The sequence below is a fragment of the Pseudarthrobacter sp. SSS035 genome (genome assembly GCF_023273875.1).
GTDB lineage: Bacteria > Actinomycetota > Actinomycetes > Actinomycetales > Micrococcaceae > Arthrobacter.
Window position 1 is genome coordinate 4,880,522 of sequence record NZ_CP096882.1, and the last position, 25,830, is coordinate 4,906,351.

General features: G+C 60.1%; 20 protein-coding genes. 8 read left to right on the forward strand and 12 right to left on the reverse strand.

The window, feature by feature from the left end; all coding sequences use genetic code 11:
* Positions 1-3 precede the first annotated feature (3 nt).
* From MUN23_RS22735 to MUN23_RS22745, 3 genes are all read left to right on the forward strand, one after another.
* On the forward strand, positions 4-915 hold the full coding sequence (locus MUN23_RS22735; protein ID WP_248761327.1) for a nucleoside hydrolase: 912 nt from the start codon (positions 4-6) through the stop codon (positions 913-915).
* Positions 912-1,937 (forward strand): ribokinase, encoded by a 1,026-nt coding sequence (locus MUN23_RS22740; protein ID WP_256468674.1) that lies wholly within the window; start codon positions 912-914, stop codon positions 1,935-1,937. The genes MUN23_RS22735 and MUN23_RS22740 overlap by 4 nt, the downstream gene beginning before the upstream one ends.
* Before the next feature lie 672 nt (positions 1,938-2,609).
* A complete protein-coding gene (locus MUN23_RS22745; RefSeq protein ID WP_248761331.1) occupies positions 2,610-3,572 on the forward strand; it encodes a nucleoside hydrolase in 963 nt (320 codons plus the stop codon).
* Positions 3,573-5,936: 2,364 nt separating this feature from the next.
* On the opposite strand, the gene MUN23_RS22750 is transcribed toward MUN23_RS22745, so the two are convergent.
* The 3 genes from MUN23_RS22750 to MUN23_RS22760 form a co-directional block, all read right to left on the reverse strand.
* The gene (locus MUN23_RS22750; protein WP_248761333.1) at positions 5,937-6,446 is read right to left on the reverse strand and encodes a nucleoside hydrolase; all 510 of its coding nucleotides are present in this window, start codon (positions 6,444-6,446) and stop codon (positions 5,937-5,939) included.
* A gap of 949 nt (positions 6,447-7,395) precedes the next feature.
* Complete coding sequence (locus MUN23_RS22755; RefSeq protein ID WP_248761324.1) at positions 7,396-8,247, reverse strand: carbohydrate ABC transporter permease; 852 nt, start codon at positions 8,245-8,247, stop codon at positions 7,396-7,398.
* A gap of 95 nt (positions 8,248-8,342) precedes the next feature.
* Positions 8,343-9,644 carry a sugar ABC transporter substrate-binding protein gene (locus tag MUN23_RS22760; protein WP_248761323.1) on the reverse strand — a complete coding sequence of 434 codons (1,302 nt, stop codon included), beginning with the start codon at positions 9,642-9,644 and terminating at the stop codon, positions 8,343-8,345.
* Between the two features lie 179 nt (positions 9,645-9,823).
* Between MUN23_RS22760 and MUN23_RS22765 the strand changes: the two genes are divergently transcribed.
* Positions 9,824-10,804 (forward strand): LacI family DNA-binding transcriptional regulator, encoded by a 981-nt coding sequence (locus MUN23_RS22765; protein ID WP_248761322.1) that lies wholly within the window; start codon positions 9,824-9,826, stop codon positions 10,802-10,804.
* Positions 10,805-10,897: 93 nt separating this feature from the next.
* On the forward strand, positions 10,898-12,013 hold the full coding sequence (locus tag MUN23_RS22770; protein WP_248761321.1) for an adenosine deaminase: 1,116 nt from the start codon (positions 10,898-10,900) through the stop codon (positions 12,011-12,013).
* 326 nt (positions 12,014-12,339) lie between these two features.
* Here the strand turns inward: MUN23_RS22770 and MUN23_RS22775 are convergent, their stop codons facing one another.
* Genes MUN23_RS22775 through MUN23_RS22785 form a run of 3 tightly spaced genes read right to left on the reverse strand, consistent with a single transcriptional unit; the run spans position 12,340 to position 16,462 of the window.
* Entirely contained in the window at positions 12,340-12,912 is a 573-nt protein-coding gene (locus MUN23_RS22775) for a DUF6262 family protein (RefSeq protein WP_248761320.1), read from the reverse strand.
* The gene (locus MUN23_RS22780) at positions 12,909-15,347 is read right to left on the reverse strand and encodes a site-specific integrase (protein WP_248761319.1); all 2,439 of its coding nucleotides are present in this window, start codon (positions 15,345-15,347) and stop codon (positions 12,909-12,911) included. The genes MUN23_RS22775 and MUN23_RS22780 overlap by 4 nt, the downstream gene beginning before the upstream one ends.
* 5 nt (positions 15,348-15,352) lie before the next feature.
* A complete protein-coding gene (locus tag MUN23_RS22785) occupies positions 15,353-16,462 on the reverse strand; it encodes a site-specific integrase (protein ID WP_248761317.1) in 1,110 nt (369 codons plus the stop codon).
* A 157-nt stretch (positions 16,463-16,619) separates the two neighbouring features.
* Here MUN23_RS22785 and MUN23_RS22790 point away from each other — a divergent pair, with 157 nt between their 5' ends.
* The 3 genes from MUN23_RS22790 to MUN23_RS22800 all read left to right on the forward strand — a co-directional run bounded on the left by MUN23_RS22790 (position 16,620) and on the right by MUN23_RS22800 (position 18,293).
* A complete protein-coding gene (locus tag MUN23_RS22790; protein ID WP_248761334.1) occupies positions 16,620-17,477 on the forward strand; it encodes an ATP-dependent DNA ligase in 858 nt (285 codons plus the stop codon).
* Between the two features lie 188 nt (positions 17,478-17,665).
* Positions 17,666-17,998 carry a hypothetical protein gene (locus tag MUN23_RS22795; protein WP_248761335.1) on the forward strand — a complete coding sequence of 111 codons (333 nt, stop codon included), beginning with the start codon at positions 17,666-17,668 and terminating at the stop codon, positions 17,996-17,998.
* Positions 17,979-18,293, forward strand: coding sequence for a hypothetical protein (locus MUN23_RS22800; protein WP_248761336.1), 315 nt, complete (start codon positions 17,979-17,981; stop codon positions 18,291-18,293). Before MUN23_RS22795 ends, MUN23_RS22800 begins: the two co-directional genes overlap by 20 nt.
* 62 nt (positions 18,294-18,355) lie before the next feature.
* Here the strand turns inward: MUN23_RS22800 and MUN23_RS22805 are convergent, their stop codons facing one another.
* The 6 genes from MUN23_RS22805 to MUN23_RS22830 all read right to left on the reverse strand — a co-directional run bounded on the left by MUN23_RS22805 (position 18,356) and on the right by MUN23_RS22830 (position 25,827).
* Positions 18,356-21,151 carry a DEAD/DEAH box helicase gene (locus MUN23_RS22805; RefSeq protein WP_248761337.1) on the reverse strand — a complete coding sequence of 932 codons (2,796 nt, stop codon included), beginning with the start codon at positions 21,149-21,151 and terminating at the stop codon, positions 18,356-18,358.
* Positions 21,152-21,159: 8 nt separating this feature from the next.
* On the reverse strand, positions 21,160-23,262 hold the full coding sequence (locus MUN23_RS22810; RefSeq protein WP_248761338.1) for a site-specific DNA-methyltransferase: 2,103 nt from the start codon (positions 23,260-23,262) through the stop codon (positions 21,160-21,162).
* 145 nt (positions 23,263-23,407) lie between these two features.
* Complete coding sequence (locus MUN23_RS22815; protein WP_248761339.1) at positions 23,408-23,722, reverse strand: hypothetical protein; 315 nt, start codon at positions 23,720-23,722, stop codon at positions 23,408-23,410.
* A gap of 315 nt (positions 23,723-24,037) precedes the next feature.
* Positions 24,038-24,886: a hypothetical protein gene (locus tag MUN23_RS22820; RefSeq protein WP_248761340.1), complete on the reverse strand. Its 849-nt coding sequence runs from the start codon at positions 24,884-24,886 to the stop codon at positions 24,038-24,040.
* A gap of 46 nt (positions 24,887-24,932) precedes the next feature.
* Positions 24,933-25,325, reverse strand: a complete 393-nt coding sequence (locus MUN23_RS22825; protein WP_248761342.1) for a hypothetical protein — start codon at positions 25,323-25,325, stop codon at positions 24,933-24,935.
* A gap of 40 nt (positions 25,326-25,365) precedes the next feature.
* The gene (locus MUN23_RS22830) at positions 25,366-25,827 is read right to left on the reverse strand and encodes a hypothetical protein (RefSeq protein ID WP_248761343.1); all 462 of its coding nucleotides are present in this window, start codon (positions 25,825-25,827) and stop codon (positions 25,366-25,368) included.
* Positions 25,828-25,830: the final 3 nt, after the last annotated feature.

Here is a 25,830-nt window from a genome sequence, read left to right on the forward strand (position 1 = left end):
ACTATGGGTGCCCTGCACCACATCATTCTCGACACCGACATCGGATCGGACGTCGACGACGCCCTCGCTTTGGCTCTGATTCTCGGTTCCCCCGAAGCCAGGCTACTGGGCATCACAACCGTCTACGGTGACACGCTCCTTCGGGCACGCCTGGCCAGGCGCTTCGGCAAACTCGCCGGACAGGAAATCCCCGTCCACCACGGCCTTGAGCAACCGATGTCAGGCCGCGAAGTCTGGTGGCCCGGCCATGAAGGATCACTCCACGACGGGCTGGAAAACGAGCCTGTCGAGGAGGAAGACGCTATCCGTTATCTAACCCGGCAGGTCTCAGAACGACCCGGTGAAATCGACGTAATCGCTATCGGACCACTCACCAACATAGCCGCCGCCCTCGAATCTGATCCCGCCTTCGCGCACAACGTGCGGCACCTCTGGATCATGGGAGGAGGATTCGGCATGGACGAAGCCGAACACAACTTCCGCAGTGATGACCAGGCGGCCAAGATCGTCTTCCAGTCAGAACTAAACATCACAGTAACCGGGCTTGAAGTCACGCGGAAAGTGGAAATGCGCAGGGACCAGCTGGCGCTCATCGCAGCGGCTGGCCCACTGGGACAGGCGCTGGACGCTGACATCAGGCAATGGTGGGCGTTCTGGAACGAAGAATGGAACGTACCTCACGACCCCATAACAGTGCTGACCCTCCTGCGCCCGGAACTCTTCACATTCTCCGAATCCGGAACCGTCATGATTGGCGGTGAAGGCGAATTCGCGGGCCAGTCCACTTTCACGCCATCCCCCACCGGCACCGCCCGTTTGGTGGCGACCATCGACACCGAGGCAGTAGCCGACGAGATCAGTTCCAGAATCGTCAACGCGGGCACGCTCCAGCTCCACGACGCAGACGTGCAATGACGAAGCCACGGGACAACCCACTGGTGGTCGTAGGATCCATGAACGTGGATCTCACGGTCCGCACGAGAAGCCTGCCAAATCCTGGTGAAACCGTGGTCGGAAGAGGCATCAGCCGCGGGCCCGGTGGGAAAGGGTCCAACCAAGCGGTAGCAGCAGCGAGATTGGGGGCGAAACCTGTTCTGGTGGCGGCACTCGGCGCGGACGAAGATGGTGCTTTTCTCCGCGAAGCGGCTGCCAAGCAAGACGTGAATATCGACCTGATTCGACACGAACAGGGTAGTGCAACCGGAACGGCGCTGATCACGGTCGATGACGCTGCCGAGAACTTCATTGTGGTCTCCCCAGGGGCGAACGCTCGGCTCACCCCCGAGATTGTCCAGAGGTCACTGTTCGAAATTGGAAAAGCAGCCGTCCTTTGCCTGAGCTTGGAGGTGCCGGTGGACACGGCCCTTGCAGCCGCAAGGACCTCGGCTGCCATGGGCGCGATAACTGTGTTGAACCTCTCGCCCTACTCGCCGGAAGCAATGACGATCATGCCACTGGTTGACGTTGCCGTCTTGAACGAAGGAGAGGCCCTGGCCGCCGTAGGGCTTAGGGTCCTTCCGTCCGAGCGGCCCTGGCAGGTAATAGGCGCGCTGCTCGGTGAGGCCGGAGCGAAGAACGCCGTCATTACGTTGGGAGCCGAAGGCGCAATCGTTCTGGAAAACCTCCAGAGATGGCCCATATCCCCGATTCACATTCAACCCACAAGGGTCCGGCCCACAGACACGAGCGGATGCGGTGATGCGTTTGCCGGGGCCATGGCAGGTGAGTTAGCCCATGGGACTGACCTGCTGGCGGCAGTGCGCTTTGCCAGTAAGGTCGCCGCCTACGCTGCCACAGGGCGTGGGACCCAGGGATCATACCCAACCCGAGGGCAGCTGCAGGAATGGCTGGAACAGGGCGAAACAGGTGCCGTTGATGACGTCGAACAGAAGGCTCCGGTGCGAGCAGAAATCTCCGAGCCCGAACGGTCCTCGTAACTGTCAGCCGCCGAGGAAGCCTTGAACCACAAGTTAGCCAGGTACCCGGTCACGCACACCGGTTTCCCTATGCGGGTACCTACGCCAGATGCTGAAGAAGGCTCCGCCCCCTTCAGCATCTGGCAACCGACCAAGGATTTCCCGACCGTTGGTAGGCGCCACTGCGGCAGAGCGAGCGGCGGTTGACAGTTCTTCAACTATCGCTGTTGCAAGAGGACCCGTGGGCAGGAAACCATGAATCGAGCCGCCAGTCTGATTGATCAACGAGAAGTGGATGCCATTGAAGACAGCAGTCAAGATGCGGGCTGGAAGGAAGACCGGCGCGGGCACCTCTACTGCTTAGGCTGTAATGCACCTGCACAGTTCAGGACAGGATTGCAACGCCGAGGACCTTTCTTCTCAGCACGCCACCACAACGCATGCCGTCTCACGAAGGCGTCGTGGACCGTCTTCCGCTACTTGCAGTAGGCCTAGAGCCATCGCAGCCAGACACACCAAAAAGGCCGGAGGCGGCCCGTTGCGGACGTCTCATGGCAGAGATCACCTACAAGGGCTTCGCTCAGATCGCCATCACACGGCCCGTTCGGCTATCCCCAAGGTCCAGAACCCGACGTAGTGACCGGACGACCGAACCCATTCCACCATCCACCACCAATTGTGAGAAGAGAGACCATGAATCAGCCCACCGCCGCACCCTTCTTCCTTGATTGCGATACCGGCATCGACGACGCCCTCGCCCTCGCCTACCTCCTGGCCTCCCCACGGGCGGACCTGGTGGGCATCGGCACCGTCAGTGGCAACGTCAGCGCGGCCGGCGGCGCCCGGAACACCCTCGACCTGCTGAACCTGGCCGGGCACCCGGACATCCCCGTAGCGATCGGTGCGCACGATCCGCAGGTTGGTACCTTCCACGGCGGTGCCCCGCATGTCCACGGCGACAACGGCATTGGCGGTGTGGACCTTACGCCGTCCGACCGTGAGCCGGTCGAAGCCACGGCTGCCGAACTGTTGGTGCAGTTGGCCCACCAGTACGCGGGGGAGTTGCGCCTGGTGGCCATCGGTCCGCTGACCAACATCGCCGAAGCCCTGCGCCTGGAACCCAAGCTGCCTGAGCTCATCGCCGAGGTAACCATCATGGGCGGCACAGCGCTGGCACCGGGAAACATCTCTCCCGTGGCTGAGGCCAACATCGCCAACGACCCCGAAGCTGCAGCCGAGGTCCTGGCCGCCGACTGGAACGTGACGCTGGTACCCCTGGATGTCACCATGACCAACGTCCTGGAGGAAAACCACCGCCAGGAACTGCTGGCCGCCGAGCACCCGGTGTCCCAGGCGCTCGGTGAAATGCTGGGCTACTACTTCGGCTTCTACGTCGACATTTTCGGCCGTGCTTGCTCGGCGATGCACGATCCCCTTGCCGCAGCCATTGCCGTCAGGGGAGTGGAACTCACTCTGGCTCCGACCGTGCGGGTGCAAGTCGACACCACTGACGGACCCGGCCGTGGCCAGACGGTCTGCGATCTCCGAGGACAGTACGCCGGGTTCCCGGAGCAGCGCGGTGCTCGCTGCCGTGTAGTGCTGGAAATCGGCGAAGACTTCGCGCCGCACTTGCTGGGCGTCATACGGGCGGCCTGACTCTGAGCGCGAACACGGTCGGCCGCCGCAAGGCAGGCCTTACGTCCAGAACGGATCGCGGGGTTAGCGCAAGGTCACGGGGAGTTCCAAGGGTGGGTGCTGAGTTGAGACCAAGTGAGCGACAACTGTTGCGCACTGAGAACTGTACTCTGACTAGGCCAAACGTCAGCTCTGCAGTACTTTACACCAACAGAAACGCGGCGGTGGGCTGATTCATGGTCTCTCTTCTCACAATTGGTGGTGGATGGTGGAATGGGTTCGGTCGTCCGGTCACTAGCGTCGGGTTCTGGACCTTGGGGATACGCCGAACGGGCCGTGTGATGGCGATCTGAGCGAAGCCCTTGTAGGTGATCTCTGCTCATGAGACGTCCGCAACGGCCGCCTCCGGCCTTTTTGGTGTGTCTGGCTGCGATGGCTCTAGTGCCTACTGCAAGTTAGCGGAAGACGGTCCACGACGCCTTCGTGAGTACGGCATGCGTTGTGGTGGCGTGCTGAGAAGTAAAGGTCGCTCGGCGTTGGCAATCGCTGTCCTGAACTGTGCAGGTGCATTACAGCCTAAGCAGTAGAGGTGCCGCGCGCCGGTGCTTCCTTCCAGCCCGCATCTTGACTGCTGTCTTCAATGGCATCCACTTCTCGGTGATCAATCAGTACTGGCGGCTCGATTCATGTTTCCTGCCCACGGGTCCTCTTGGCAACAGCGATAGTTGAAGAACTGTCAACCGCTCGCTCGCTCTGCCGCAGTGGCGCACTACCAACGGTCGCGGAAATCCTTGGTCGGTTGCCAGATGCTGAAGGGGGCGGAGCCTTCTTCAGCATCTGGCGTAGGTACCCGCATAGGGAAACCGTGTGCGTGACCGGGTACCTGGCTAACTTGTGGTTCAAGGCTTCCTCGGCGGCTGACAGTTACGAGGACCGTTCGGGCTCGGAGATTTCTGCTCGCACCGGAGCCTTCTGTTCGACGTCATCAACGGCACCTGTTTCGCCCTGTTCCAGCCATTCCTGCAGCTGCCCTCGGGTTGGGTATGATCCCTGGGTCCCACGCCCTGTGGCAGCGTAGGCGGGCGACCTTACTGGCAAAGCGCACTGCCGCCAGCAGGTCAGTCCCATGGGCTAACTCACCTGCCATGGCCACCGGCAAACGCATCACCGTCATCCGCTCGTGTCTGTGGGCCGGACCCTTGTGGGTTGAATGTGAATCGGGGATATGGGCCATCTCTGGAGGTTTTCCAGAACGATTGCGCCTTCGGCTCCCAACGTATATGACGGCGTTCTTCGCTCCGGCCTCACCGAGCAGCGCGCCTATTACCTCGCCAGGGCCGCTCGGACGGAAGGACCCTAAGCCCTACGGCGGCCAGGGCCTCTCCTTCGTTCAAGACGGCAACGTCAACCAGTGGCATGATCGTCATTGCTTCCGGCGAGTAGGGCGAGAGGTTCAACACAGTTATCGCGCCCATAGGCAGCCGAGGTCCTTGCGGCTGCAAGGGCCGTGTCCACACGGCCACCTCCAAGCTCAGGCAAAGGACGGCTGCTTTTCCAATTTCGAACAGTGACCTCTGGACAATCTCGGGGGTGGAGCCGAGCGTTCGCCCCTGGGGAGACCACAATGAAGTTCTCGGCAGCGTCATCGACCGTGATCAGCGCCGTTCCGGTTGCGCACTACCCTGTTCGTGTCGAATCAGGTCGATATTCACGTCTTGCTTGGCAGCCGCTTCGCGGAGAAAAGCACCATCTTCGTCGCGCCGAGTGCCGCCACCAGAACAGGTTTCGCCCCCAATCTCGCTGCTGCTACCTGTGCTTGGTTGACCCTGTTTCCCTACCGCGGCCGGCGCGCGCTGATGCCTCTTCCGACCACGGTTTCACGCAGGATTTGGCAGGCTTCTTCGTGCGGACCGTGTAGATCCACGTTCATGGATCCTACGACCACCAGTGGGTTGTCCCGTGGGCTTCGTCATTGCACGTCTGCGTCGTGGAGCTGGAGCGTGCCCCGCGTTGACGATTCTGGAACTGATCTCGTCGGCTACTGCCTGCGGTGTCGATGGTCGCACCAAACGGGCGGTGCGGCGGTGGGGGATGGCGTGAAAGTGGACTGGCCCGCGAATTCGCCTTCACCGCCAATCATGACGGTTCCGGATTCGGAGAATGTGAAGAGTTCCGGGCGCAGGAGGGTCAGCACTGTTATGGGGTCGTGAGGTACGTTCCATTCTTCGTTCCAGAACGCCCACCATTGCCGTGATGTCAGCGTCCAGCGCCTGTCCCAGTGGCCCAGCCGCTGCGATGAGCGCCAGCTGGTCCCTGCGCATTTCCACTTCCCGCGTGACTTCAAGCCCGCGTTACTGTGATGTTTAGTTCTGACTGGAAGACGATCTAGGCCGCCTGGTCATCACTGCGGAAGTTGTGTTCGGCTTCGTCCATGCCGAATCCTCCTCCTCCATGATCCAGAGGTGCCGCACGTTGTGCGCGAAGCGCGGGATCAGATTCGAGGGCGGCGGCTATGTTGGTGAGTGGTCCGATAGCGATTACGTCGATTTCACCGGGTCGCTTCTGAGACCTGCCGCTGGTTAGATAACGGATAGCGTCTTCCTCCTCGACAGGCTCGTTTTCCAGCCCGTCGTGGAGTGATCCTTCATGGCCGGGCCACCAGACTTCGCGGCCTGACATCGGTTGCTCAAGGCCGTGGTGGACGGGGATTTCCTGTCCGGCGAGTTTGCCGAAGCGCCCTGGCCAGGCGTAGCCCGAAGGAGCCGTGTCACCGTAGACGGTTGTGATGCCCAGTAGCCTGGCTTCGGGGGAACCGAGAATCAGAGCCAAAGCGAGGGCGTCGTCGACGTCCGATCCGATGTCGGTGTCGAGAATGATGTGGTGCAGTGCACCCATAGTTTTTCCTTGTGGTTAGTGCGCTGTGGGCATGGCGGGTGCCACGCCCACCAGTGTGCGAATGTCTATTTAAGTCCGGTAGAGTGGTGACGGATTGGATGAAGTAACGCTGGAATCCGATGATGATGGCTAGCGGGATGACGGTCAGAACGATGGATCCCGGCGAACATGACCCCGTAGTCCACGTTGAACTGGCCTTGCAGGTTTGAAAGGGCGATTGGGCCCAGGATGTGCTGGGCGTCGGTTGCCGTTCAGGAGCGGCCATACGTAGGACTGCCATTGGAACAGGAAGAGGGTGAGTCCGGCTCCGATGAGCGAGGGCACTGATAACGGTTAGATAGATCCGGCGGAAGATCCCCCACCAGCCCAGCCCATCGAGGCGTCCTGCTTCCACGAGCGTCTTTGGGAGATGGCGAGGAAGAAGGTCCTCAGCAGGAAGATGGCCATGCTGCGTTGCCCCAAGCCGCGGGAGAATCAGGCCAGTGTAGGTGTTCTGGAGGTTCCAGTCCCGGAAGAGGTCAGCCAAGGGAATGGCGATGGCATCGAACGCGGATCAGAAAACTGACCACCACGACAATGAACACGACACCTGATCCCCTAAACGGATGGCGGCCGAGGGCGAAGGCTGCCATGGAGCAGATCGCCAAGCCCGATGATCACGGTGACGATGCTGACAAATATGCGAGTTCCATGTTGCGCGAGCCCAAGGTCGCATGCTTAGCAGCGCTGCGTAAGTTGTCCAGACTGGGCGTCAGCGTAGAAGCAAAGGTCTCCCATATGCCAAGGGGTTCAGGAACCGGAATGTATCACCGCCTGGTGTCGTAGAGAGTTCACGAACGTCCACCACAGTGGCAGCAGGCAACAAAAGCCCCGATGCAGGCGCCGAGGACGCTCAGCCCGATGTAGCCCAGCGTCCGGTGTTTGGAGGTGCTGGTTTTGTTCACGGCGCTCATGCGCTATCAGAGCTCCGGAGAAGCCGGAATTGCACGGCGACGACGACGAGGGTGAGTAGCACGAGAATAATCACTTCCGCTTGGGCCTTGTTGAGGTCACCCAAGGTGTAGGCGCGGGTGTAGATGTCATACATGAGTAGGTTCGTTGAACCTGACGGGCCGCCTTTGGTGAGGATTTGGACGGGGGCGAAGATCAGGAAGTTCGAGACCGTGTCCGCTACCAGAACGAAGGCCAACGGCCGCCTCACCAGAGGGAAGGTCACAGACCACAGCTTCCGCCAGGCTGATGCGCCGTCGATGGACGCCGCCTCGTACAGTTCGGTGGGGACGTCATTGATGCCGGCGATGAGGAAGAGCATCCAGTAGCCGACTCCAATCCAGCTCAGCAGCACCATGATTGAGGCAAGTGACTGCTGCGGGGAGGTCAGGAATGGTTGTTCTGGCAAGCCGAGCAGTGCCAGGAATGAGTTCCCCAGACCGTCGGGGCGGTAGATGACGCTCCAGACAACAGCTGAAACGGCCGGCGGCACAGCGATCGGCAACACAACAAGGGAGCGCCAGATCTTGGACCCAGCAGCGCGCCGCGTATAGAGGACCGCCAGGAGGAACGAGACGCCAATCTGCAAGGGATTCACGATCGCTGAGAAAACCAGCGTCACGAGCAAGGCGTTGTTGAAGTCCGCATTTCCAAAAAGATCGGCGTAGTTCTCAAGACCGACGAACACGGTTCCCCCGCGGAGGAAGCTCTCCCGGAAGAAGCTCTCCCAGAGCGCCACGGCCGCAGGTGCGATGCGCAGGACTACGAGACTGATAAGAGCGGGGGCGAGGAATGCGAAGGCAACGGCCATGGTTGATATGGGCCGCCTGCGGCGGGCAGACCGCCCTTTGGGGGCCTGCCCTTCCGCAGTTGCTGGACGATCAGTTAATTGCGAGGGAGACATTGCTAGAGCTGCTTCCAAGCGTCTGTAACCTGCTGGGCGGCTTGCTTCAGCCGTTCATCCACCGGGCTGCCATTGCGGATGTCGGCGAAGGCTTTGCCCATGATTTCCTCAAACTGGATGTAGCCGACGGTGACCGGGCGAGGCGTTGCTGTCTCGGTGTTTTCGTGGGCAATGAGCTTTGCCAGGCCTTGGGTCTTGTCACCGCCGAGGGCTTCGAGTTTGGGAAGATACTGTCCTGTCGCTGCACTATTTGCTGGGATGATCGTGGTCGCTTCGGTCGTCGCCAGGTTACCGGCGGGGTCAAGGGACGCGAACTCAAGGAACTTCTTCGCCGCAGCCTTGTTCTTGGATGCCGGGTTGATGCCCCAGGACCACGAACCCGTCGGTGTGGCCTTACTACCGCCCTCAAAGTAGGGCATGGGCGCCACTCCCCAATTGATATTTGTCTTAGAGAACCCACCAACATCCCACGGACCGCCCACGAAGTACGCCACCTTGCCCGATGAGAAGAGAGGACTGGTCTGGAATCCGCCGACGCCGCGGGGCGAAAGGCCGGACGCGAAGGTGTCCGAGTACCACTTCATGGCCTTTTCCCAGCCCTCGTTGGTGACATCAACGGTCAACTTGTCGTCACCGGTGATACCTGAACCGCCGCCGGCTGACTCTGCAAGGGGCTGCAGTTGGTAGTACGCCTCGACCTGTTCAAGCAGCAGACCAAACTCTGTACCTGCAGCCTGAGCAGCCTTGGCGTCCGTAACGATCTGCTCCCAGGTCTTTCGCTGGGACGGATCAGCGGACGGGTATTGGACAGCTGCCGCGTCCAGGGCAGTCTTATTGAAGAACAGCAGCTGGGTGGAGTTCCAAACAGGCAACGCCCACATCTTGTCCTGGTAGAGGTTCACAGAAAACTGCGCCTCCGGAACGGCAGCTTTGGTCTGCTCCTTCAGGCTGCTGAGATCTTCCAGGAATCCCTGAGCCGCAAGCTGGGAGAGCCGCGGCTGGTCCACCGTGTAGATATCGATGGTCTCGTCCTTGGCTCCAAGGCGCTGCTGCAGAGTCGGGTTGAGCTGGTCAAACGGCACCTGTGAATAGTTGATCGTAATGTCCGGGTTCTTGGCTTCGAAAGCCTTGATCACGGGGGCGAAAGTCGCGGGGTCCTCCGGGCCCAGGAAGTTCACGCTACCCGTACCGGAGCCGTCGCTCCCCTGCGCTGGATCCGAGTTTGGGGCACTGGTCGAGCAGCCGGCGAGGAATATCGCTCCGGCCGCGAGCAGCGACGTCGCTGCCAAGGTTGTTCGCTTCACGGGAAGCCCTTTCTAAAGAGTGAGAAGGATGCAAACGGAGCATCTAACCGGTTAGACTACTCGTGGCGCATGGCTTTGACAAGAGATTTCTTTTTCAAGGATCGCGGGCCGAATTCACAGTATGATGCGAATCTAGGCGGTTAGAGTGGTCGCCTCGAACCAATAACCAGGAGAAGACGATGCCGACAGCCAGAGACGTTGCCAAACTGGCCGGGACGTCCAACGCCGTTGTGAGCTATGTGTTCAACAACGGGCCCCGCGCTGTCTCCGCGGATGCCCGGGAGCGCGTTCTCAGGGCGGCAAAAGAACTGGACTACAAACCCAACGCCTTGGCTCGCGCGCTCAGCGCTGGAAAGACCAGGTCCATCGGACTGATCGTTCCGGACATCGCCAATCCGTTCTTCGCAGAGCTTGCCCGAGCGCTCGAAGTGGCTGCCGCAAACAGGGATCATTTGCTCCTTATCGGCGACTCGGCAACGGTCCAGAACCAAGAGCACCGCCTCATCGAAAGTTTCATCGAGCGGCAGGTTGACTCTCTCATTCTTGTTTCGCTGCTGGACGAACCGAATCTCAACCCGGCTCACGCCGCGAATCTTCCTGTGGTGGCCCTTCACCCGCTGTCTTCGGGGCAGCATGCGTCTTCGCTGACGATCGACTATGAGCAGGCCGCCTATGTTGCGACGCGCCATCTGGTCGACGAAGGCTACGACAGTATCGGGCTGCTCAACGCGCCTGTGGACTCAGTGGGCACGAGGCAGCATTCTTCTGGTTTTGCCCGGGCGGTCGCTGGAACGCCTGTTGCTGTCTCCCGGCGCGCTTCTCCCATATCCAGGGCGGGGGCGGCTGAGGTCACTATGGAGTGGCTCCAGGCCCAGGATGCGCCGAGGGCCATTTACGCAACCACTGATGAACAAGCCCACGGGGTGCTTTTCGCTGCCTACTCCCTCGGACTTGACGTGCCCAACCAGCTTGCAGTGATCAGCGTCGACGGCACTGAGGCATCTGCCTATTCGGTTCCCCCGCTGTCCACAATCCGACAACCTACTCAGTCCATCGCCGAGAGAGCCGTCGATCTCCTTGTCGACGGGGACCCTGAAAAGCCTCTCGTCAAGGAGATCTTCGACTTCGAGCTCATCGTTCGCCAATCGTCAAGGGCCTGAATCCCGAACGAACTCTGCCCGCCCACCTGTTGCATGCCAGATGCAACTTTTGCGGTCCTGCCCATCAGCCCGACCAAGTGAAGGATCCCCGCCATGGGCTATCCAGCCGCCCGCCCCATAACCAATGAGACTCTCAAGTCGCTGCCCAAAGTCTCTCTCCACGACCATCTGGACGGAGGATTGCGCCCGGAAACGATCGTTGAACTGGCCGCCGAGGCAGGCGTGCCACTACCTTTTACCGACGGAGAGCGGCTCGCTGGCTGGATCGCCGAGCAATCAAACGCCGGTTCGCTCTCGGCCTACCTCAAACCATTCAGTTTCACGGGAGCAGTCACTCAAACACGCAATAATCTTGTTCGCGTTGCCAGAGAGTTCGTCCAGGATCTCGCCGACGACGGCGTGATCTACGGTGAAATCCGCTGGGCCCCTGAAAACCACCTCCGGCAGGGACTCTCGCTGGACCAGGCCGTCGAGGCTGTGCAAGAGGGGATCGAAGCCGGGGTCGCCGATGTCACGGCAACAGGTAAGACCATCGAGGTTGGGCAGATCCTGGCAGCCATGCGTCACGATTCGCTAGCGTTCAGTGTTGCCGAGTTGGCCGTGCGGCACAGGAACCAGGGTGTCGTCGGATTCGATATTGCCGGGCCTGAAGCCGGATTCCCGGCCTCGCAGCATGCGGCAGCATTCGACCACCTGGCGTCAAGCTTCCTGCCTGCGACGGTACACGCTGGCGAAGGAGACGGCCTCGAAAGCATCCGGTCGGCGCTGATCCATGGCCGGGCACTGCGTCTCGGCCACGGTGTCCGGCTTGCCGAAGATCTGACCCAATACCAAGATTCCACAGGCACTCACACCGCACTCGGTGACATGGCCCGCTGGGTGAGGGACCGCAAGATTGCGCTGGAGATCAGCCCGTCATCAAACCTCCAAACCGGAGCGATCGCTCAATGGGGGACCACGATGAGGGACCACCCTTTCGATCTGCTCTACAGGGCCGGGCTGAGAGTGACAGTGAACGCTGACAACAGACTGATGAGCAACACAAACCTCACGAAAGAACTTGGCCTCCTCATCGATGCTTTCGAATACACCTTGGCTGATCTCAAGACGTTTCAACTCGATGCGGCAGAGTCCGCTTTCCTGCCTCCTCACGACCGGTCAGAACTGAAATCAGCCATCCAAACCGGTTTCGCCACAGCCTCGCTCTGATGCCCACCACCCCGGCTCTCTGTCTCCGTGGGCCTGCAACCGTCGTCTTGGAGAGCCATCCTGATATTGCGCGTGTTGAGGACGAGATCCTATCCATCGAGCCAGTGCCCTTGCAAGATCTCGATGCCGGGCACGCAGCCGGACTGAAAGCGCGTTACTCATCTATGCCCAAGGATGCAGAGCTGTCGCGCGCCACTTCGGCCTGAGTAGGTCCTGGCTCCTGTCGCCTGAGTTGGCGCGAAATAGACGAGTGCTGGCGACCACATGCCCAATTTCGCCACGCTAGTCCAAGGTAGGGAGGCAGTTCAGTTCTGGCGGACTCCCTGCTAATTCTTGCCGCGCCGGCCATCGGAACCATCGCTTGCCGCTGTCGTCTTGTTGAGTTGACCCATGAGTTGGCGGTTCGCCTCTCGGGCGGCTCCTAGTTCTTCCTCTTGGTCTTGAAGCTTGGCTTGTAGCTCTTGGATTTCGTTTTGCAGTATGTAGTTCTGTTCCTCGAGGGCGGCGTGGTTGTGGGGTGCGCCCAGTCCGGTGCGGGAGTAGGCCTGCTCTCCAAGGAGTTCCGAGAGCCGCGCTTCCAGGTCGGCGATGTGCTGAGTCTGGCGGCGGACCGTGGTCCGCAGGTTCAGGTTGTCCGCTTCGAGGCTTTGGCGCGTAGTCGTAGTAGCAGTGGCTGCTGTCGATGGCTGGTCGGCGGCCGCGTACACGTCTGCGCGAAGGTCGAGATGGCGGTGGATGAAGGAGCGGTGCACTCTGGCTCGGACTGCGACCGAGGTGATGGTGATCTCGCTGCCTTCGGTTCGCATGATCTCCAGCGCTTGGGCTACGCGGGCTCTGCGGGCATTGACGTCGCGTCGTCGGGCTATGGTCAACGGGCTGGCGGCGGTTTCGGGCATCATGGCCGCCGTCCTTGGATGCCTATGGTGGGCATTCCTAGCGTGACCGTTTGCCGGGCACGGCGAATCACATCGATCGCTTCCTGGATCCGTTGCTGGTCCGCGGGGCTCAATTGGTTGAGGTCGTCCTCGACGCGGCGGATCAAACCGCGCAGTTGGTCAATTTCTTCATCGCTGGGCGCCGTCTTGGCTCGCACCCATTCCTGCACATCGGTCGCGGCAAGGATCCGTTCCCGATCGGCAAGAAGCTGCTGGAGATAGGACTTTAGTTCAGGAAGATAGGAGGCGTCGCTGCGGAAGTGCCCGCAGCCCATGCAGCTGTACTTATAGGGGCAGGCATGGCCGCCAGCTTTGACGTTTGAAGGCTCGGTGCACACGCCGAACGGCACAGCGATCTGGCCCACGCGCAGCCGTGCATGTTCTTCAGCGACGAGCCCGGCGATGTCGGCGAAAACACGGCGCCCCTGACTGTCGAACTGGTGCTGGGAAACTTGATTCACTGCTTGGCGGACACGCTTCTCGGTCACCCGGTAGTAGCCCATCGTGGTTTCCATCGAGACATGCCCCATCAAATCGCGCAGCACATCGGGAGGTGTTCCGTTGTCGGCGTGACGTTGGACGTAGCTGTGCCGGTAGGCATACAGCACCGCCACCGCAGCGGGAAAGGGCTGGCCGGCGTCGTCGACGAGCTGTGTCGCAATGGAATCGATGAATGCCCTGTGAGCTTTGCTCACGTGCGGGACACCGACGTGGAAGCTGCCATAAGGGTTCAGTTGGTTTCGTGGGAACAGCGCCAGCTGGTCCAGCGGTGTGTTCGGGAAGCGCTGACGGACGGTCTCGCGGTGCTCTCGGATGAGATCGGCTGTTTCGACGCTGATAGGGAGGCGACGGTTCGGTCGGTTGTTCTTGCTGTCGGTGTAGATCAGTACTTGATGGCCGTCCGCTGTAGTGTCCAGGCAGTCCCATGGGAGTTGGCATGCTTCCTCGGGGCGGCGGCCCGTGTCGATCAGCACTTCAACAATTCGACGCACGTCGAGGCCTGCGCGTGCCTCGAGTTCTGCCAGATTCGCATTGATGGTCCGCTGCACGGGGATGGGAAGATCACGCCCCGGCCCAAATTTCTCTGGTGGCTTGGAAACATCACTGTGGCGTAGCCGGAAGTCGTCCGGCAGCCCCGCCACGGGCCCGGTCGGGCGGGTGAGTCCGAAAGCGCGGACGTCATCGAGGAAGCGCCGGACCCGGGTGCTGATGACGTAGCGCTTTTTGCTACTGATCTCGCCGGTGCGTTCCAGGTATGCCAGACGGTTGGTGAACCGGACGATGTCGGTGCGGTCGAGTTCGCTGAGCACGAGGCCGTGGTCCGGGCGGCCGTGCTGCAGGCTCCAGGAGAGATACCGAATGGCCCGGACGGTCTCTTTGGAGGTGGCGGTGGCTTGTCGGCCGCGGTGGAGGGGAAGATCCTCCAGCACCCAGTGCTTGGCTGCCTCACGGAGCCACGGCTGGGACAGGACTTTGAAGTTGATCTGTCCCTTGCCGCCGAAGATCGCCAGGTCCCATCGGTCGCGCTGTTGCTCTCGTTCGGGAGAGGTCAGGCTCCGTTGCACGGCGAGAGTCAGGGCCCGGATTAAGGCGGCCATGTGCGCGGATTCGCCGCATACTGTGTGCTCGAGGAGATCGAAGATACTGGACACCTGCAGTTGGCGGGCATGGCGTACCAGGGCACGCAACTCAATCATGGAGGTCTTGGTGTGGTCATCGGTCCGCCATTGCAGCCCGGCGAGGATCTCCGTGATTACCTGATCGGGTAATCCCTTGAACGCCACAATTCGGCCGCTGTCGGCGGGCGGTTCCTGCGATCGTGCCCAATCCGCCAGGTCCGGTGGTGGATCTGTCCGCCGGGACCGGCTCCATCGCAGGGCATGCGGGTGGCAAAGCCGGTTCGATGCGCCGGCGACGCGGGAGCAGGAGGGCACTCGGCATGGTCCGAAAGACGACAACGGCGTTGGCCTGGCGGCCTGCAGCCAATCCTCGACGGTTGACGCGGGATGCTGGAGGAAGCGGAAGTCGTGCGCCGAGCACAGGCCTAAGCGCTTGAAGGCTGGGCGGGGGCATTCCGAGACGCGGCAGAACCTCTCGCCGCGTACCGGTCGTCCGCTCGTCGTGTTCAGGAACTTCTCAATGGGCAGGTGGCCGCTGCGGAATTCACGGCGACAGGCAGGGCATAGATCGTGGCCGGGAGTGGCGACGCTGGTGCTGCATTCCTTCCGTGCGCACTGTCGTATGCCGAGCAATGGATGGTTCTGCGGGGGTGCCAGAATCTGCTCGTCGGCCTTCCAGCCGACTGCGGCCAGGAAGTCGGGCCGCAAAGCGGCACGCAGCAAATCCAGTTCGCTGTTCGGGGCTACCGCCTCGACTCGGAACCGGCTGCCGCTGCTCAAGTAGCTCACTGTCCGGGTCCCGTCGTTCGGGGTCCGGGGACCCGCTCGACGACGGCACGGAGCCGTTCAGGTGATGGGTGCAGATACACCTCGCTGGATGAGATCCAGGCATGACCGAGGAGCTCTTTGAGCACGTCGGCGGTGCCGCCGTGCGCCGCTACGTTGGTGGCGAAGCTATGCCGCAGCATGTGTGGATGAACCGGGCGCGTTAGGTGGGCGCGAGACGACAGCCGGGCCAGGAGTTCATTGATGCCTCCCGGCCGCATCGGGGTCCCAACGGGATCAGCAAACAGGTTCACCAGCAGGAAGTCCGACCGCCCGGCAGGGTCGATGCGTTCCCGCTCATCGATGTACTGGTCGTAGGCCTGAACTGTCATCCAGTCAGCCGGCACGACACGCTGCCTGCGCGACTTCGCCCACGCGCCGTTCGGATTCATCCTTCGCACCACATGCAGGTGCGTGCCCCGAAAGCCGCAGCCCAGCTGGGAGGCATCAGGCACGAAGTGGACGTCTGAGCGGCGTAACCCGGCCAGCTCGCCCCGGCGCAAACCCATCCGCCACATCGCAATGACAACAAATCGATCGCGGGCGTTACGGGCCGCTCGGATCAGGCCAACGACGTCCTCCCCCGCAGCATTCACGATCGGAGAGCGCGGCTCTGACAAACGATGCCGGGCGCTTGCGCGGGGACGATTGGCACCCTGTTCTGCCTCGTTCACGGCATAGCTGTCGAAGGAGTCATAGACCACTCCCAGCACCTGCGGGTCCAGCTGACCCACCGCGGCCGCGTGCCGGAAGAAGCTACGCACCGCCGCCATGATCGCATTCACTCGCCGCGGCCCACGCACCACTTCGGTGCGACCGGCGGCTATTTGGTCCGGACGATAGTGCTGGAGCCAGTAGACAAAGCGACCAAGATAAGGGGCACTCTCCCGCCACGGCTTACGAATTGATGCAGCCCAGTCAAAGAACAGTGCAAGCGACGCGGCATAGGACTGGCTCGTGGACTCCGCACCATCCCGACCCAGCCGGTGGTGCAGCAGGAAATCATCGGCCTCCACCACTACACGATGGGCTGGATCGAGCACAGTCCAGTAACGCAGCTCCGAAGGCATCCTCACTAGAAAGGACCTGAACGTCGCCACGGCCAGATCACCCCCTGCACCTCATCCCAGAGATGATGCTCATGCGAAGGATGATAGAACTCGCGACGTGAAGGACGTGCCCGACACACCGACAGTTACTGTGCCGGACACATATGGCAGTACAGAAATGCGACGTCCGCGACAACCTTTTAGGACCCAACAGAACCGGGTCCTGCCTGACCTGGCCGCAGCCCTCGGGGCTCAGGTCCCGCCCGGTGTCGTCCTCGACGGCGAAGCCGTCATATGGAACAAGGATCGGCTGGACTTCGAGGCGCTGCAGCGGCGCATGGTCACGTCCAGGGCGGCTCTGCCGGCGCTGGTGAAGGAGTTCCCGGCCGCCTTCGCGGCGTTCGATGTTCTGGCCGTCGCCGGGCAGGACGTCCGCGGAGTCCCGTTCGCCGGGCGCCGGCAGCTGCTCGAAGAATTGGCCCGGGAATGGGCCGCCCCGCTGACGCTCTCCCCCACCACCACAGACCCGGAACTGGCCAAGACCTGGCTACGGGATCTGCCCGCCACCGGGATTGAAGGATTGGTCTTTAAGGGAGGATCACAGACATATGACGCCTCGCGCTCCTGGTTGAAGCTGAAGCACAAGAACGTACTGGACGTTGTCTGCGCCGCCGTCATAGGACCCTTGACGCAGCCCCAGGCGATCATCGCGGGCTTGCCCATTGATGGGAAGCTGCGGATCGTCGGCCGCTCTACAGTTCTTTCAACCCGCGCAGGACGGGAGATAGGCCGCCAGCTCCGCCCGGCGCAGCCCGGTCATCCGTGGCCCGAAGAGATCAGCGAAACCTCGCTGAACAGATTCAGCAAGGACAAGCGCCCGGTGCGCCTAACGCTGGTCGAAGCGCTCGTGGTCGAAGTCGCGGCCGACGTCGCGTGGTCCGGCAGCTCGTTCCGGCATCCCCTGTCTTTCGTGCGCGCCAGACCCGAGCTGGATCCCGCCGCCGTCGAACTCCCGCCGCCCATCAAGGACCGGTAGGCCCTGTAGATCGCGTTGGACGGGTTGTGCCCACTGGGGGCAGGTGGAGCCCTCCGCACAGCTCAAAGCTGTCCCCATTGGGTACAACCCGTTCGTTGTCAGACCCCTCCCCCATACTGAACACCTGCGGCCTAACCGGCCGCTTTTTATTAGCGTGTCTATTCGAATATATGTTCTAAGGTTGTGTTATGGGACCGGAACAAGCCAGTGCGCTGCAGGCGCAGTATGCGCGGCGTGCCGGCCCGATCGGGCTGACCGTGGAAGAGCTCGATTTCGAACACTTCCCAGCCAAGAACGGGTTCCCGGGGATCCCGGTGAAGGCGTGGATCCGGTTCCCGAACTGCGCGGAGCTGGTAGACGGCGAGGTGTACGCCTGGACGGCGAAAGCCGCGGAAGTGACGTGGAAGGACGGTCCGGTGACCTACCGGACCTGGGTGTGGAGCTCGGCGGTAACACGCCGGGAAGAAATGATGAACAGGAATTTGGGAGAACGGACCAGCCGTGACAGCAACAGCAAGTGAAACAACCCTCGACGCACCGGTGGACATCCGGTTCACCGCCGCCGGCGCTCCCCTGGCTGTCCGCTACGACGGCCGAGTATGGGCAGTGGCAGCGGAGCCGGTTCACTGGTTCAGCCGGGACTCCTGGTGGGAAACCAGACGCAACGCAACCAAGGGCAGCGGTGACCTTGTGAGCGTCGAACACTGGCGGGTCCAAGTCCGCCTAGGGTCGTCAACCTCGACGCTACGGACCTTTGAGCTGCGCCGAGATCCACTGGCCGAGCAGTGGCTGTTGGAGTCCATAAGCGACTCCTGAGGCCGAGCAATCAGCACCGCCGCCGGCCCATGTGGCGCCCCTGCCGAGAGCTCCAGCGGTTACTAGTATTTGCCAGCATGGGCTAGGTACAGGGCTTCAGGGCGGGCATCAGTGTAGCTAAGCACCGCGCTTTGAACTGTGGAGTCCTTCAAATTGAGAGCATAAAAGACATCGTTGATCTTAATGATGGATTCGATGCGCTGGTACTGGTCGCCGTGCATAGCTGCGTATTTGGCCAGTCCTCGCAGTTTCGGTATGGAATCTGAAAGGCTCTGGGCATGCGGGTCCAGTATTGAGGGAACAATGCCATCATCAGTTTGATGGAAAAAGACAAAATCCGGAGTAAGACCCCGGTGGCGGCCGGCCATGACGTACGGGACGGTCAGAGCACCTGAACCGCTGGAAGGGTTCCGATACCAGGCAAGACATGAGCTATCTTGAAGCTCAGTGTCAAGGACGTGAATTTCCCACTCATTCAACTTCACCGGGTAGTCCCCAGTAGGCGAAGATAGAAGGTGCTTAGGCCACACAACTTCAGCCACGGGGAAGGGCTTGTTGTCAGTCAGGGAGATGACTGAGGCCTCCGGTTCGGTGGCCTCAGAGCGTACCTCGTCTAGTTGAGCCTTGAGCGCTGCCGGGGCTTTGTTGATCTGGGTCTGGTACTCCTTGAACCACTCGATGATGGTTGCATTGGCGACCTGTTCGAGCTTTTCCTTTATCCCGGGCTGGTGCGCCACAACAGCAACAGACATCATCATCGTGAACGTGTCGCCGTCGTCCATGAATCGATCGTTGAGGTACGAGTCGGCCATGGAACGACCGATACGACGCTCAGCTTGGGCAAAGAGCTGCTCGACGCCCTTGCTGTCGATTTCTACTTCCTCCAAAGAATCAATCTCAAGCACTGCACTTCCATCGAAAAGGGTGGTCACCTCATTTTCTATGAAGAAGTGGGCGAGTTTGTCAGATTGCTCCTGGAACTTGCGGCTGGCGTCCAGCTGAACTCTGGTCTCTCTCAGCACCTGCAACAGCCGATCAGTCGCCATCTTGGACGCGCCTTGGAGGATCGCGCTTCTTCCGCCACCGGTAAGCAGGGTGGCGAAGTTCTTCAGCCGATCGACTTGGGTGCGGTACTGAACCCCTGGAATGACATACGACGGCAATTCCAAGAGCTTCTCAAAGACACCAGTGTTGACCAGAGGGTTCCGCGTAAGCCGGACGGCTTCCTGGGTGATTACGCTGACTCCGGTACCCCCCTCCGTCCCCGACTCTTCTTCTTGGACAATAATCAGCTCTTCCTTAGGGTCGGCGAGCTCAGTTGTCTCTGGACGTGCGATCTGTTCTTCGGCTTCGTCACCAAAGAGAGTGGCCGCTGCCTCTCGTTCGGCTTCCCTGCGACGCAGCAATTCTTCGCGCAGGCCCGTGTTGACGGTCGTTGCCCGCTTAGCCAAGGTGCTGCCGGCGAGTGTCATCTCAGTGGAGGGGACGGCAGGGACAAGCTCCGGAAGGGTGTTCTGGTCCATGGATTCTGGGTGAACCCATTCTTGCCGGAAGCTGTCGTCGCCCAGCTTGAGCCGGTCCGCTATCTGTTTGACTCCAGCTTTGTTGAACCTGGGCAAGAAGCAGTGAACGTAGTTCAATGCCTCATTTTGCTGCACTCTCCGGGCCAGAGGTGTGCGGATCATGCGCCCGATGATCTGTGTAATGGCGTCCTGGTCTTCGACCTTGCGATATGACAGGAGTACTTCGGCCCGCGGGCAGTCCCAGCCAGTGGTGATGGCCTGTTTGCAAAGCACGACCCGGATATCCAGGTCGTCCTGGATGTCTTCCGGGTTTGAGTATGGAATGGAGTAGTTGCCGACGTTCAATACATTGTGATCGCCGAACGTATGGCAGATGTTGTGGGTTTTGAGGCCTGGCCATGACTCGAGTACGACACCAATAATTGAGGCCATCTCGTCGTCAGAGGGCGTGTTCGGAACCTGAATTACAAGGGCAGGCAGCACCTGGGGTTCGTTATTCTGAGCTGAGTAGGAGGCCCATTCCTGTTCATAGCGGCGCACCGTGGCGACGGCGTGGCGAAGCAACGCCGATTCGTTGAAGTTGGCGGCCTGCTGCTCTGGCGATGCCAGGACCAATCCGTCTTTCAGCAAGCCGGACTCTTGCACCTGATCTACGCCAATGCGGGTAGCTCGTACACGCCGGTCGATGGAGTCCATGGCTCTCTCGAAGCGTTTAGGCGTCGCTGTGATGCCAACGATGACCGGCGCTGGTGGCCTGCCAGTTTTTGCCCCTCCGATGATCCGGGAAACGATCGTGTCACGTGACCGTTCCATCTTCATGCCGACGTGGGCCTCATCGATCATGATCACCAACTTGTCCGGCTTCATTTCGATTGTGTTGGTCAGAGTCGACCAAAATGAGTACTCGCGCAGATCGCCCTGGCCCTCTTTGGAAAGCCTGGCACTCGAATTCAGCTTCTGCACGTTGAGGAAGTACACCTTGCCACCGTCCAGAACTTTCTGATCGAAGCTGGACTCAATGATCTCAATGGTGCCGTGGGAGATCTTGTCAGATGCTGTGAGAAATTTCCTCGACGTTTGTTCATTCAGCGACGGATCGTCGGATATCCAAAGGAACGTCCAGTCCGGATTCGGAGCGAAGTCATCCGCTCCGAACAGCGCGGATTCAATGACGGCGGATGCAATGACGGTCTTACCCGAACCGGTTGGCGCTGTGAGCTGCACTGCCGTGACACGTTCCCCGCCACTGTCCACGTAGCGTTCCAAGGCGTCGACTATGTCTTCGAGAACGTGGCGTTTGGCAACTGCCTGATAACCGCGGAGCTTGAATTTCATCTAGGTGTCTAGCCTTGCCTCGTGTTGATTTCGAACGATTGGAGATAGTCCGAGTAGAGCCTGACGGAGTCAATGCCCTGGTCTATTTGGGCGTTGATGGCTTCAAACTCTGCCTGTGAATCGCTGACGATGAATACGCAACGAATGTCATCACGTCCGTTGACGGCATCGACGAAGGCTTCCCATTGGTCGACGTCCGTTAGAACGCCGTAGTACCCGTTCTTGGGAAGGGCCCATCCATCCTCGGAGAGTTGATCAATACGCTCCCCTTCAGCGCCTGCCCGCATCCACAGGATGGGCGCTATGGCGTGGAATTTACGGCCAAGCCTTACCAGTTGGTTGTCTTCGTAGGTGAGCTTGAAGAACTCCATGTTTTCTTCAAAGCCGTCGCTCATAGGGAACTCATCAACGAACTTGTAATCGCCCTTAACCGGCTCGCCGTCGGGCGTGCGTCCCGCGATGGCTGACATAAGGCGCGGGAGGGTCACATGCTCAAATATGCCTAGCGCTTCCCATGCCCCGTCTCCAGGTTCGTGTCCCGCGAGCCTTAGCGACTTCTCTTCCGCGACGGAAACCTCGTTGTTAGTTACGAGTATTGACCGCCTGCGCCCGCCGTCCTGCTTGTTGAGTCGCATGACCGCGTGCGCTGTCGTGCCGGAGCCAGAAAAGAAGTCTAGGACTACGGCGTTCTTTTTATGGAGAATGAAGAACCGCAGCGCATCCTCTACTGCATAGAGGGACTTCGGATAAGGGAACTTCCTATCGGGAATGAACTTGGAGAGCAGCGCGGTGCCATAGGTGCTGGCATCATGGGAATCCATCGCCCACACGGACTTGGGTCTTTTCAGCCCGCGTCCTCCCGCTTCGACCAGGACCCGGCCGTCGGGGCCTCTGCCCGTGACAACAACATCACCGTCGGCAATCTTTTTGACGTCCCCGGATTTCAGGTAGGAGACGGAGCACGTCTCTGTTGCCCTGTCAGCTGATGAAACTACCAAGGTGCCTTCCGCCAGCTGCTTCATGAAGCGGGCAGGGCTGATTTGCCAGCGACCTTCGCGCCCTTGTGGGTCGAGCGGCCATGCCGCATAGGTGCCAGCCGGCGGAACGACGGCATGACGGTCTTCTTCCAATTTGAGTGGCTCTCCCAGGGAATGAAAAGAGTTGTCTTCCACAGACAGAAAGACGGGGTAGAAGCCGTTCGGTCGCGTTGCCCGTGTCCAGTCGTTGCTCCCTCTCCGCCGCATACCGTGCCAGGTGATGTTTGGCGCTGCGACGGCAGCATCGTCGGCCCGCAGCATGTCGCTGCCTGTCGAGGCGGGTCCTGCGGCCCCGAGCATTACAAAGAAAACGTATTCATCCACCCGTGAAAATTCACTGGATCTGGTCGATCCGCTGGGCTTGATCACCGATGTGATCATCTGGATTGTGGCCTCTGGAAAGACTTGTTCTAGCAACAGCCCCAGACGCAGATATTCCTTCTCATCGATGGTCACGATGAGAACCGAGTTACTGGGGTTGAGCAGTCTCTTAGCTAGCTTGAGACGTCGTTCCATGAAAGCCAGCCACTTTGAGTGGCGGTAGGCGTCCTCACCGTCAACGTAATCGTTGTTGTATTTCCAGTCTTTGGCTCCAGTGTTGTACGGCGGATCGAGATAGATCGCGTCAACTTTCCGCTCATACGGATACAAAAGCATCTCTGCCGCGTGGAAGTTCTCCGCGTTAATGACGCAGTGGAAAGGTTTGTCTCCACCCCGCGCAACAGAACCGACGCTTTGGAGGCCTGGATAGATAGGATCACCGAACTCGCGAATGACGACGAGGTCCTCAACTTTCGCGGTCGATCGCTGGGCCTTGTCACCGGGCCTTACGATCGTGGCGAGCCCGTCAACGAGCCGGAGGACCGTCCACACGCCAGGCGTCGCTCCGTCTTTAAACACCACCTTGCCACCGCGGGTGACCTCGAACCCTGGAAGCAGTACCGACTCAGGACGATGTTCTTCGAACACCAAGCCGAAACTCGCCTTAGCGGTCAGTCGACTGACTTGCCCTTGGATCTCGCTCCTGAGTTTTTCATCAGGGATCATCGCCATCAGCGTGTCGAGGTGTGCCACTGTACTCCTTGGAAAGATTAGGCCCACGCTGGCCCTAAGCACGCGCGCGGCGTACCTGACTTTACCTTCGACTCCTTCGAATCACGGCGTTTGCCGACGTGGCGCGGTTGCCAGCAGATGCAGACGCCCCGGCCCCAATCAAGGGCTACATCTTGTCAATCCAGGTGTCGCCCTCACGGTTGTCCCAAGCACTGCCTGAAACCGGCGTCACTTTGTGGCTGGCGCTGGATTGGATTCGCTTGAGTATCGGACGTACATCCTTTGACAGCAGGTCTTCTAGCGATTCATAAGGGCGGAACACACAAGTGCTGACCACCTCTCTCTGCGCGGCCACATCTGTGATGCCAGCTTCCTCGAAGGCTGCTTTCAACTGCCGAATCTGCTCGTGGTCGATCTTTTTCTCCTCTAGGACCTGGGCTGGCGCGTCCAAGGAGAATAGGGCATCTTCGTTTTCAAACATGGAGATCACCTTATATGCGCGGACCCCCCGGCCGAACTCCAAATGTCAGTGACAGCTCATATCCTCTGCCTATGACGAAACCTAAGAAGACTTGCCCTCTGTGCCATGGCCGAGCAGAACAGCCCGAACCTGGCATGTGGTTGTGCTCGGACTGCGGCAATGGCTGGCCGGTGGGCAAAAGTCCGGTTGCGATGCTTCGACGCGCTAGGACGCAGGCTTTAGAAGCTCGCCGGCCTCAAACGCGTCTCCGTCCCTAGATGCGTCTGAGTTTGCCCGTCATCTGGTGAGCCACTTGATGCTTACTGGCGCCGCGGATCAGTAGTCGTAGGCTCCGTATTCGTCCATCATCATCCTGTTGTAATGGTGTGCCTGCTGCTCGCTCATTTCTTCGATGGATATGCCGTCCAAGGTGAGGTCGAGGTGAATAAGCGGAAATGTCCATTTCTCCATGACCGTTCGCCAAGCAGTGTGCATCTCCTGAGTTGGATCTTTGTTCTCTTGCACTGCGATTTCAGCAAGGACGTATTTAGCGCGTTCACGGGCAAACTCCCAACGGGTAGATCCGTCAAAGGGTGCATTTTTCCAGGCCTTGGCAGCTGCACGTGCGCCTGCCTCAGTCAGAACCCCAGACGTCCTAAGTGCCAAAATGAGCCTGGTAAGGCGGGCAGGAACATACAGCATCTCCCGTTCCCCTCCGGTCCAGGAAAATTCTTCGCGTTGGGACTCCTCGTAGTCCACGTATAGCGCTGACTCCCGACCACGCAGGATCTCGTTCCGGAAGATCCAGTCAGCGTCATTGGGTCCGTCTAGGTAGTGGCTAGGACGCAGGACCTCCACGTATCTCATAATTTCGGCGAAGTCAGCCGGATTGCCCTCGTGGACATGGGCATATATACCTCTAGCCAAATGGCTGTAAAAATACTTGCAACCCTTTGCGAACGGCTTTTGCGGGTGCATACATCTGGCAAGGTCCAGCAAGATGAGCACCTTGGCTGCTTCCTCAGTACAAATCACGTCCAGTGCAGCCGCGGCTATAACGTCGTCGGCGGCTTTCAGGGCGGCAACAGCTCCAGCCAGATGGGCAACACGGTCACCCAACTTTTCTAAACCCTCGCCCAAGATTGGAAAGCGTTCCTCATTGCTGAGAGTTACAAGGCGGTCCAAGCGCCGTGGAAGCATCACTGTTCGCTCGTCTTTTTGACCACTCGGCTCATCGCCTCCCCAAAGAAGGCAAGCCGCCGCTAACGGTGCGAACACTGCCGTTGCCGGGCGAGATGGGACCCGGCCACGGTTGCAGCGGCTTCAGCTTCATTTCCAGTAACTTGGGCGCCTCGGCGGTGAGTAAGGCTTGATCAAGGTCAAAACGTGCAGTGTCGATAGCCCGCATCAGGTCGATGGAATGCCCTTTTTTCTTCCCCAATGCGTGTGCCTGACGGCGTAAACGGATGAGATTCCCAGCGGCAGCGGAAAAGCGGGCCTGGAGAATTTCTCGGGGTTCCTTAGAAGGCTCCCCCGAGCGCAGTACCAAAGCAACTCGTCGAGCGGTCTCTACCGCTTTGTCGACGCGCTTCTTTAATTCAATCGGAGACAGGCTACTTCGCATGCCTGATCCTACCTAGGCACAAGGAAAGAGCCGGCACTGCCTAGGATTTGATCACCTGGCTGGCATCCGCTCCAGCCAGGTCACCGCTTCGCTCGATCCACCACACCTCAATTTCAGCCCTATCCAATGATCCCTTTGTCTGTGAGTACAGCTCAACGTAGCGAGGAATCCTCGGAAGTACGATGATGCTCGCCCAGCCCGGTTCGGCGCCCCGCAGCTTCATGGCGGCAAGTATCGCCTTGGCGTACCAGTTTCCCGCCTGTTCCCTTGGATTCGCCTTCTTCTTCTCCCCCGCCCGCCTAGGGTCCGCGTATCCAACTGTGGGGTAACCCTTGACCTCGGCTCCCAGTTTTTGTCCGTCCAGGTCCGCAATGACATCGACGCCGCCTTCTCGCGAGGCAGTATTCTTCGCCGACAGGATCCGCCAGCCGCGTTCGACAAGTGCGGATACGAAAGCGTTCTGCACGCTCGCTTCCAGATGCCACTGCTCCGAGACAAGCATCAG